The organism is Vibrio sp. D173a (genome assembly GCF_030248475.1).
The window spans coordinates 1-647 of sequence record NZ_JAHGAH010000813.1 but is presented as its reverse complement, the minus strand read 5'-3'; the positions used below and the strand labels follow the sequence as shown (position 1 = coordinate 647).

Here is a 647-nt window from a genome sequence, read left to right as displayed (position 1 = left end):
CCAAAGATATTCACCGCAATCAATATTCACTTTGAAGTGTCCGGTGAAAACTTGGATGAAGAGCTAGTTGCAAAGGTTTGTGCTGATTCTTTAGAAAAATACTGTTCAGTTTGTCTGATGCTAGGCGCAGGGGTTGAAATGACCCATAGTTGGGAAATCGTCTAATAAAAAGAAAGGCCACGTAATTTTCATACGTGGCCTTCATTTTTAAGTTCTGTATTGTCCGTTAATTAGAGAGCCTAATCACGTAACAGAAGCGGCTTGGTTATTTCGCTACTTCTTCAACAATCACTTCATCAACTTGAACTTCTTCTTGGTACTCAAAGCCTGGAATTGTTGCTTCAACACGACTGTTCATCGCACGACCTTCAGCGGTGTCATTCGTCGCTACTGGGTTTTCTTCACCTTCACCAGAAGCGGTAATACGGCTAGCGTCGATGCCTTGCTCTTCGATGTACGCAGCAACGGCTGCAGCACGTTTCTTAGAGATCATCATGTTGTATTCAGCAGCACCTGTAGAGTCAGTGTGACCAACGACTTCTACATTCGATTCAGGGTGAGCCTGAAGAACAGCAATCAGAGGACCAAGCGCTGCTTTACCATCTGCTGATAGCTCAGTGCTGTTCGTCGCGAACATCTCTTGAGAG

The 647-nt window shown here is 44.7% G+C and carries 1 protein-coding gene and 1 pseudogene; one reads left to right on the top strand and one right to left on the bottom strand.

The genetic code is table 11. From position 1 onward, the window contains the following. Positions 1–165, top strand: a pseudogene (locus tag KIV40_RS29490) (osmotically inducible protein OsmC); the annotation flags it as partial. 100 nt (positions 166–265) lie between these two features. Here KIV40_RS29490 and KIV40_RS29485 read toward each other — a convergent pair. After that, positions 266–647, bottom strand: a 382-nt coding sequence (locus KIV40_RS29485; protein WP_285352801.1) for an OmpA family protein, incomplete at its 5' end; no start/stop codon positions are given.